At 52.0% G+C, this 9,720-nt stretch carries 7 protein-coding genes; 3 read left to right on the plus strand and 4 right to left on the minus strand.

Annotated features, from left to right (window positions below):
• Positions 1–363: 363 nt before the first annotated feature.
• Entirely contained in the window at positions 364–1,311 is a 948-nt protein-coding gene (locus tag B036_RS0104950; RefSeq protein ID WP_020567582.1) for a hypothetical protein, read from the plus strand.
• Here B036_RS0104950 and B036_RS0104955 read toward each other — a convergent pair.
• The gene (locus B036_RS0104955) at positions 1,301–2,773 is read right to left on the minus strand and encodes a glycosyltransferase family protein (protein WP_020567583.1); all 1,473 of its coding nucleotides are present in this window, start codon (positions 2,771–2,773) and stop codon (positions 1,301–1,303) included. The genes B036_RS0104950 and B036_RS0104955 overlap by 11 nt on opposite strands.
• A gap of 132 nt (positions 2,774–2,905) precedes the next feature.
• The gene (locus B036_RS0104960) at positions 2,906–3,166 is read right to left on the minus strand and encodes a hypothetical protein (protein ID WP_020567584.1); all 261 of its coding nucleotides are present in this window, start codon (positions 3,164–3,166) and stop codon (positions 2,906–2,908) included.
• Positions 3,167–3,409: 243 nt separating this feature from the next.
• Here B036_RS0104960 and B036_RS0104965 point away from each other — a divergent pair, with 243 nt between their 5' ends.
• Entirely contained in the window at positions 3,410–4,831 is a 1,422-nt protein-coding gene (locus B036_RS0104965; RefSeq protein ID WP_026231708.1) for an L-serine ammonia-lyase, read from the plus strand.
• 406 nt (positions 4,832–5,237) lie between these two features.
• Complete coding sequence (locus B036_RS0104970; RefSeq protein WP_211217369.1) at positions 5,238–5,582, plus strand: hypothetical protein; 345 nt, start codon at positions 5,238–5,240, stop codon at positions 5,580–5,582.
• Between the two features lie 157 nt (positions 5,583–5,739).
• Here the strand turns inward: B036_RS0104970 and lpdA are convergent, their stop codons facing one another.
• Positions 5,740–7,137 (minus strand): dihydrolipoyl dehydrogenase, encoded by a 1,398-nt coding sequence (lpdA, locus tag B036_RS0104975; RefSeq protein WP_020567587.1) that lies wholly within the window; start codon positions 7,135–7,137, stop codon positions 5,740–5,742.
• A 166-nt stretch (positions 7,138–7,303) separates the two neighbouring features.
• Positions 7,304–9,451 carry a methionine--tRNA ligase gene (gene metG, locus B036_RS0104980; protein ID WP_020567588.1) on the minus strand — a complete coding sequence of 716 codons (2,148 nt, stop codon included), beginning with the start codon at positions 9,449–9,451 and terminating at the stop codon, positions 7,304–7,306.
• Positions 9,452–9,720: the final 269 nt, after the last annotated feature.

Below are 9,720 nucleotides of genomic sequence, written 5' to 3' on the forward strand. Positions count from 1 at the left end.
GGGGTTTCGTTTTCTCAAGTCAGAGCTGGGTTTGGAATCGCCAAGGCTATGGTTTTGGGACAACCGCATGAAGCTGATGAGTATCGTCACCTTGGTCTATGACTTCATGCTCCAGATATTGCGCAACTGGAAAGGCTGGGTTCCTCTTTTTTTAAGAAATTACTGTCATAGAACTGGAAAGCGGTACCGAGATGTCTCGATACCGCTCTACAGACTTAGAATGGCCATCTCGATTTGCCTCACTTTAATGTGGGCTCAAAATTCGGGATGACTCATGTTGGGTTTACACCTGTCACCTGCCGACTTTCACTATATTTGTTCCGCCTCCTTTTACCACTCACCCACCACACAAACTTGTACCTGATGAGAGAAATCACTAAAGAAGAATTTCCAGGGAGTAGTACCACGGTGGAGGAAATTCAGGAAAAACCGGCGGAGAAAAGTAAAAAGCAGGGACCTGTTGGTGACATCGACCATCAAGATGGAAGCGTTCAGACCGACATCCCTGAAGAGCAGGGTTTACGCGCCTGGCTTACGCGTAATGCGGTTGCGTGTTGCACCACCTTTATCGCATTCTTCTGGGTGATGCAAGCACCCCTTTTATTGGATATTATTTTCTTTAATTATTCATTGATACCACTCTCTTTAGTTTCCCTGCTGATATCAGGCTCACTGATCCTGATAAAAACGGATGACTGGATAATGGCCTTGGCGGGATGGTTTGGAGCTTTTAATGCGGCTTTTGTTATTTTGGTGTACGTAGGCGGCTTGAATAATATTGACTTAAGCAATAGCGGTTTTTTTGGGGATCTAACAAGGGTATTTTTTATCAATGCCATCATTTTGGGTGTAATGGCACGAGGTGGAGCTATTCGAAACCGCATAGTTGTTCCCGAGTGGGAGCTGAGGTTGAGGGCCTCGAGTAAGCGGCGATTAGTAGCATTTTGCAATGCTTACATTGCGTTTTTTATATATATATTTCTAGCTTATTTTGATGTTATTCCGTTTAGATTTTTAGAGTTTGATTATATGATTGTCGTTCTCTGCACCACCTTGATTTCACTCCCCTTGGTGTTGTCTGAAAAAGGAGGGTTAGTTTTGAAAGTTGCTGGTTGGCTGGGCCTTTTTTACGAATTATGTAAAAAAACCATAGCATCTTCTCTGCTGAGCGGAGCTTCTGATAAAAATTTTAATCTTCATAATCTTTCAGTTTTAAATGTTTGTCTTGTGGCTTATCTTTTAATTGCTATCGTACTGGGTTTTTGGGGCAGGAGCAGGGTTAAAAAGGAATTTTCCAGTGTTACTGATTAGCGTTCAACTCCCAAATAGTCCACCATTTCATCCCGTCCAGCCAGTCCTTCAGCCCCAGCTTATCCGCCCAGACTGGCCGGGTAGTGTACACCAGCTTTGCGCCCGCCGGGGGCTCCGCGACTTTAGCATGGCGGGAGTACAGGCAGATCAGCGTGGCACAGTCCGGCCAATCCTCCCGGCCTTCCGTATGATAAATCGTCACCTTCCCCGGCCGCTGGTAAAAGCGCATCGTCAGGTTGGCGTAGGTGTAGATGTGTTTGTTGTCGGCAAACAGGGTGACGGGCTCGGTGTAATTGTCGTAAACGTATTTATTGACTTTCACCTCGCTGATCATGGGCCTGACCAGCACCGTAAGCAGGATGGCCAGGTTCATGCCCCAAAACAGTTTCACGCCCCGGCTGATCCATTTACGATCAAAGAAACCATTCCCAAAATGCTGGCGTAAGGCAATCGCCCCGGCCATAATCATCACCGGCAAATAGGGGAGGAGTGGAAAGAGAAAACGAGCATCTTTACGGGAAAGCACAAAGTGCACCAGCAAAAACGGCACCATCATCCAGGTGATCGGGTCCCGCCGGTAGCGCCAGGCGAACCACAATGGGGCGATGATGTAGAGCAGGCCAAGCGGAGGCACGCCCCGCTCGAAGACCATCCGGAAATAATCCCACCAGGGTGCCGAACCGAAGGTCGCCGCTTTCCCTTCGACTAAATTTGAACGTACGTAATGCCACGGCGCATTGACCCATTCCCCGTAGAACCAACGATCAAGCAGCGTGCCGATGGCCAGGGCAATCAGGCCACCTAGTACGACCAGCGCAATCCGCTGCCAATTGTCGCGCCGGATGAACAGCAGCCAGGCCCCGAATCCGACCACCATAATCGCAACCTGATAGCGGAAGAGAAAAGCAAGGCCAAAGAGCAGGCCCGCACCCAAAGCGGCGGCGGCGGGGCCTTCCTGGCCGGAGGAGAAATTTCGTTTATCCTCCGGCAAAACGCCCATCGGATAAAGTAAAAAGCCCGCTGCCAGGGCCATCCCCGCCCAGTTTTCCCCTGAGAAACGAATGCCGCTGTACACCGAGCACCAGTTGAACAACAGGCCCAGCGCCAGCCATTTGGCAAACCTGGGCGTCGGCATCTTCCCAACGTACCGGTCCCATACCTTTGCCGCAAGGAGCAGAAAGCCGGCGGCAGACAGCAGGCGCAACAGGAAGGCAAAGTGATACGGATTAACCTCTCCAAAAACGGACGAGACTTTATATAGTACATATACAATGGCGGGTTGGGTGGCCGGCCGCATACGTTCCGCAAATTCCCAGGTCAGGTTTTCCTGGCTCATCAGGCCCAGCTTCCAGGCGGCGAATTCGAGCAACTGAAAGTGTTCGTCGCCCTGATGAAAACCAACGGAGTTCCAGCACGCGATCAGCAATGCGGCAGCAGCAATAAGAAGGTATTTGCGGGACATAATGGGGAAAGTAGGGTTTCAGTAAAGGCAAACATAAAAAACCTTTCCTCCTTCCGGAAGAAGAGAATTGAGACTACCTGGCATTTTCAGGAAGCAAAGCTGGTGCTTAGGCTTTGCGGTTAATTGGTGTTACTACTCCTTGATACTCCGGTAAAATTCCAGCAGCCGCTTGGAGTTCCGGTGAGGGTAAAACCTGGGTTCAATCCCCCAGGCGTTGATGTGTATCCCCGGACTGTCACGTTCATCCACAAACTTGGCAATCAACGCCGGATCATACCCCGCGGGTAACCGCTCGATGACCCAGGCTTTGGCTTCGTGCCATTCCTTGCCGATCTGGGAACGGATCAATCGTACATAAACTAGGTCTTCTTCAGTGTAAATGGCCTTTGGCATAAGAGTATGATTTGAGATCGAAAGTTAACGCATTAAGATAGAATGTCAGCATGTATAGCCATTAACCGACCCGCCGTATAATTTTTCTGAAAATTGTCAGAACAACAAACTACCTTTCGTTCTGATTATCCCACCTTTCTGCAACCTGCAACCTGCAACCTGCAACCTGTAACCTGTAACTTGCAACCTGCAACCTGCAACTTGCAACTTGCAACCTGTAACCTGCAACCTGTAACCTCTATCATGCATCGCATTTCCATCTTCGACATTTTCAAGATCGGCGTAGGCCCTTCAAGTTCACATACCCTCGGCCCATGGAAAGCAGCTTTAGCTTTTTTGGAGCTAATACCCGAACTGAAGGAGGTGGCCGCTATTAAGGTACATTTATATGGTTCTTTGAGCAAAACAGGTGTGGGGCATGGAACTGATATTGCCGTGATGCTTGGTCTGGAAGGCTTTGATCCGGAGACCATCGAGACAGCTGACATTCCCTTTCACATCGGACGGATTAATTCAGAACAACTCTTACAGTTAGGGGGCGGGGCCGCAGGTGCAAAGGTTGGTTTCAATCCGGCCAAAGACATTGTCTTCGAAAATAGGGCCCGGTCTTTTCACCCCAATGGCCTTACGTTCATCGCCCGCCTTAATTCGGGACGTAAGATTCGGCGGACGTACTATTCCATCGGCGGCGGTTTCATCGTCCGGGAAGGCTCCGCCAGTAAACTGGTTGGGCATCCTACCATGCCATATCCTATTGAGTGTGCCGATGACTTACTGGGCTACGCCCGTTCTTCCGGCCGGTCCATTGCCGACGTCGTTCGGCAGAACGAGCTACGGTTGTACACTGCGGAGGACCTGAACGCGAAGATCGACCGTTACCTCAATGTTTTTTCTTCCGTCGTCCACAAAGGTTGCATCGCTCCCGAAGTGAATCTGCCGGGTGGCCTCAACGTGAAGCGCCGTGCGCGCCGCATGGCGGCGAAATTGCTGGGAGAGCCTGCGGCATTAGAATACCCGGCCTTCGATGCCCAATTACGGCGAATCGCTCCCGATTTTCAATCCGTTACCAGTTGGGTCAGTTGTTTCGCGCTTGCGGTGAATGAGGAGAATGCGGCCCTTGGCCGCGTTATCACCAGCCCGACTAACGGTGCCGCCGGCGTTATCCCCGCCGTGCTGTTTTACTATCGGTATTTCTGTCCCAAATCGACCCTGGCTGCCGAACGGGACTTCTTTATGGTAGCTGGAGAAATCGGCTCGATCTTCAAGAAAAACGCAACCATTTCTGCCGCCGAAGGCGGCTGCCAGGCCGAAATCGGTGTTAGCTCCGCCATGGCTGCCGCTGCCCTCACCGAAGTACTGGGCGGCACTCCGGAACAAACGCTCATGGCTGCTGAAATCGCCATGGAACACCACCTCGGCCTTACCTGCGACCCCATCGGCGGGCTGGTACAGATTCCCTGCATCGAGCGAAACGCCATGGGGGCCATGAAGGCCATTACTGCCGCTAACCTCGCGCTGCAAAGTGACCCGGATGATGCCATCGTGGAACTCGACGTTGTGATTCAAACCATGCTGGATACTGCGCGGGCCATGCACTCCGACTATAAGGAGACGGCGGAGGGCGGACTGGCGATGCGGGTATCGGTGGCTACGGCGGCTTGTTAGGGTGGGTAAGTGAGGAACCATTAAGACATGTCGGTTGGCTTAAAGTTCTACACTAAGGGAGGCATGCGTTGGAGGGAACCATTAAGAGCATTTAGAACTGCACTAAGGTTCTTACTGCCAGTCACGTAGCGACTTAACCTGAGTTGCCTGGGACAAGGAGATACGACGCCGTCCCAGGTAACGAAATGGTATCCCGTTTCCAGGATTGCCGCAGGCAATCAAACGAGTGTATATGCCCTCACTTCCCGCTATTCGCCTACCTTTATCTTAGCCTATTCGCTACCCAAAATGTGCACCAGGTTGGACGAAGCCCCCTTTTTCAATGGATAACGATATCATAGATGGTTTCTTAGTACCAAAAAAACCTTCCGGGAGGCTTAGGACGAGGTGGCTTGACGATGGAAGAATGGTCGAATTTCATTCAGTTTCCAACACCCTTGGGGTAGACCATAAATTAACCTTAGACGGGGAAACACCACCTGACGGGCGGTACACCTTAAATGACGACGTTACCAGATTTGAAGTTATTAAAGGGCTGGTTACGCATGAATATTTTATCGAGACATACGAGCATAATGGTAGTGACATCATGGTTGATTGCAGCCGGATAAGTGGTTATGGAAGGAGCTGTCACATTTACAAAGAAGATGAGCCATTACCCGATGGCGTGTACAAGCTCAAGCGGTTCAAATGGGTGAAGGTGGTTGACGGCGTGATCGTACAGACGGGGTTATTCAAAATTGCGACTTAGCCAAAGTGAATGCGAGATGGGAAGNATGGGAGAATAAATACGGCATAAGCCACTGCCCAACAACTCACTTTGCACCAGCGGCCCCGCCCGGAAAAATATAAAATGCGTGAACGGGATCACTCCCATTCACGCATTCCATTATTCAACCATTCACTACCTAGAGGTGAATGACCTCGCCGTAAGCCGCCGCTGCGGCCTCCATGATTGCTTCGCTCATGGTCGGGTGGGGGTGTACGGACTTGACGATCTCCATGCCAGTAGTCTCGAGCTTTCGCGCGACAACGACTTCAGCGATCATCTCGGTAACGTTGGCACCGATGAAGTGTGCGCCCAGGAACTCACCGTACTTGGCGTCGAAGATCACTTTTACGAAACCGTCCTTTGCGCCCGCAGCACTTGCTTTACCGGAAGCGCTGAAGGGGAATTTGCCCACTTTCAGCTCGTAACCGGCCTCTTTGGCGGCTGCTTCTGTGTAACCAACACTGGCCACTTCAGGAACGCAGTAAGTACAGCCGGGGATGTTGTTGTAATCGATGGGCTCCGGGTGGTGGCCGGCGATGGCCTCCACACAGGTGATGCCTTCAGCGGTAGCCACGTGGGCCAGTGCCTGGCCCTTCGTTACGTCACCAATGGCGTAAATGCCAGGTACGTTGGTCCGGTACATCTCGTCCGTTTCGATCAATCCACGGTCGGTCTTGATGCCAAGGTCTTCCAGGCCGATGTTCTCGGTGTTGGGAGCAACACCGGCGGCAGACAGGACTACGTCGCACTCGATAACTTCCTCCTTGCCCGATTTCCGGTTCTTGGTCATCACTTTCAGGGTTTTGCCTGAGGTGTCGACGCTTTCCACGCTGGTATTAGCCAGCACGTTGATGCCTTTTTTCTTGTAGATCTTGGTCAGCTCTTTTGAGACGTCGGCATCCTCGCGAGGCACCAGGCCTTCGGGCATGAACTCTACGATGGTTACTTCTGTACCCATACTGTGGTAAACGTAGGCGAACTCTACACCAATGGCGCCGGCACCAACCACGACCATACGCTTCGGCTGTTTTGGCAGCGTCATTGCCTTACGGTATTCGATGACCTTTTCCCCATCAATGGGCAGGTTCGGAAGGGCACGGGCACGGGCACCGGTCGCAATGATGATGTGCTCCGCATCGTAGGTAGTCTTCTTGCCGCTCTCCGCCGTTACTTCAACTTTCTTGCCCCGAACCAGCTTGCCGAATCCTTCGATCACTTCAATCTTGTTCTTCCGCATCAGGAAACTGATGCCCTTGCTCATGCCATCAGCCACGCCACGACTTCGGCTAATCACCTTGTCGAATTCTACTTTAGGCTTGCCGACCTTGATGCCATAGTCTTCGGCGTGCTGAATGTATTCAAATACCTGGGCACTTTTGATGAGCGCCTTGGTGGGGATACAGCCCCAGTTGAGACAGATTCCTCCCAGTTTTTCGCGTTCAACGATCGCGACTTTCATGCCAAGTTGAGATGCGCGGATGGCGGCGGGGTAACCGCCGGGACCGCTACCGATTACGATGAGGTCGTAGGCCATGGATTTTTGATTTTTCGTTTGAGGGGCAAAGGTAAGAAATTTAGGCGGTGCTGCGCACCTAGTTAGACGGGCTTCACCTTCAGGTAAGACCAGGATCGACAAGCATTGAAAATAACACAGTTATTCGGTGTGGTAACATTTCTTTTGGTGCTTACCAACTTCTCATCTATCTAACCACCCATCCATTCCCAAACCCTTCCGGCGGACTAACAAACACCAGCTTTCCAGCTTCGTCCTCCGCCATCAGAATCATGGCCTCGCTAAGCACCCCCGCCATCTTGCGCGGGGCGAGGTTGGTGACGCAGACGACCTGCTTGCCGATAACCTCTTCAGGTGCAAAGTGCTTGGCAATGCCGGACACTACGGAGCGTTGCTCATTACCGAGGTCAACGGTGAGGTGCAGGAGTTTACTGGACTTTTTGACGGCCTCTGCGGTGAGGATAGTCGCTGTGCGCAGGTCCAGTTTCAGGAAGTCGTCAAAGGTGCATTCGGGCTTGGCTTCGGGGCGATCGGCGGCAGATGGACCGGCCTCGGCTAACTCAGTTTCCTTAGCCGCCAGAATTACGGCCATTTTATCCCGTTCCCGCTGGATGATCTGATTCCGGCTATCGTCCTTCCGGTCGATGATTTTTGGGAAGAGCACCCCGGCTTCGCCGAGGATATGCCCGGCAGGGATCAGTGGTTGACCGTTTGCGAGGGCATCAAGGGCCAGCTGCCATTCACCGGTATTGGCAGGAATCTGATTTAGAACTGCACGAATTTTTTCGGCGGCGAAGGGAATAAACGGTGTGGCCGTCAGCGCAAGTGCCGCGGCGATCTGTGCGCAGTCGAACATCGTCTCGGCGATCTTCGGATCGTCCGGGTTGGCTTTGTATAGCGTCCAGGGTGCGGCATCCTGCAGGTAGGTGTTGCCGAAGCTGGCTAATTCTACGAAGGAGGTGGCAGCGTCTTTGAAGCGGTAGGCGTCGATATCCTGACCGATCTTGTAGACGGCACTTGAAACGGTACTTTGTACCTGCGTTTGCGCCGTATTATGCTCCCCGCCAGGGTGCGCCGGTACACTGCCGCCGAAGTACTTATGCGTCAGTACCGTCACCCGGTTAATGAAGTTGCCCAACTTGTCTGCCAGGTCTTTGTCATGGTATTCGGTGAAGCCATCCCAGGTGAAGTCGGCATCCTGCTGTTCGGGCAGGTTACGGATCAAGGCCCATCGCAAAGCATCAACGTGGTTGGGGAACTCCTTGAAATTCTCCAGGTAACCTTCCAGGTCGATGCCCCAACCCCGGGATTTAGAGAATTTATCTCCTTCAAAGTTGAGGAACTGGTTGGCGGGTACACTCACGGGCAGGTTGTACTTACCGTGTGCTTTGAGCATAGATGGAAATACAATGCAGTGGAAGACAATATTGTCTTTGCCGATAAAATGAACCAGTCTGCTGTCCTCACCTTTCCACCAGTCTTCCCAGTCGCCGCCGTTTTCTTTGGCCCACTGCTTGGTGGCTGAAATGTAACCGATGGGAGCATCAAACCATACGTAAAGCACTTTACCTTCGGCACCCTCAACGGGAACGGGGATGCCCCAGTCAAGGTCCCGGGTAATGGAACGCGGTTGAAGGCCTCCGTCCAGCCAGCTCATGCACTGACCGACAACATGTTTTTTCCAGGCCTTAGCGTCATGATGCTGCTCTCCATCCAGTTTGCCTTCTCCAATCCATTCCTTCAACCAGGCTTCGTGCTTATCCAGGCGGAAATACCAATGCTTCGTTTCTTTAAGCGCAGGTTTAGCCCCGCTTAGCACTGCGACGGGGTCAATCAACTCTGAAGGCGAAAGGTCTTTGCCACAGTTTTCACACTGGTCGCCAAAGGCTTCGGTATGACCGCAGTTTGGGCAGGTACCTTTAATGTACCGATCGGCCAGAAACATCTTGTATTCCGGATCGTAGTATTGCTCAGAGCTCTTCACGATGAACTGATCGTCAGCGGCTAATTTCAGAAAGAAATCCTGGCTGGTTTCGTGATGAAGCTTGGCTGTAGTCCGGTGGAAGTAATCAAAACTGATGCCCAGCTCCTCAAAGCATCTTTTGTCTAACGCATAATATTTGTCGACAATCTCCTGGGGAGAAATGCCCTCACTTTTTGCCCGCAGCGTAATGGCTGCACCGTGCTCGTCCATACCACAAACCCACAACACCTCCTGGCCCATCAGTCGCTTGTAGCGGGCGTAGATGTCGGCAGGAAGGTAAGCCCCGGCCAGGTGGCCCAAATGAAGGGGGCCGTTGGCGTAGGGTAGGGCAGAAGTCATCAGGGTCTTCATAACAGCTTGGTTGGTCTTTTTCTACTCCCGCCTCTTTCATTGATTTCAAAAGAAAGAACCGTAAGTACTATTGATCGGCGAAGGTACGTATCGTGGGCAACGCTACGTAGCGGGATAAAAGTTTTTATGGGGGGATTCGCTTCGCTCATGTTGCAGGGGTTCGCTTCGCTCACGTTGCAGGAGTTGCAGGTTGCAAAAAACAATGTGAATCTTCCAGCCCTCTGCACCTCCTGCAACCGGAGCGCAGCGACCCTGCACCCCCTGCAACC

Origin of the sequence: Neolewinella persica DSM 23188 (genome assembly GCF_000373105.1) — a bacterium.
Lineage (GTDB): Bacteria > Bacteroidota > Bacteroidia > Chitinophagales > Saprospiraceae > Neolewinella > Neolewinella persica.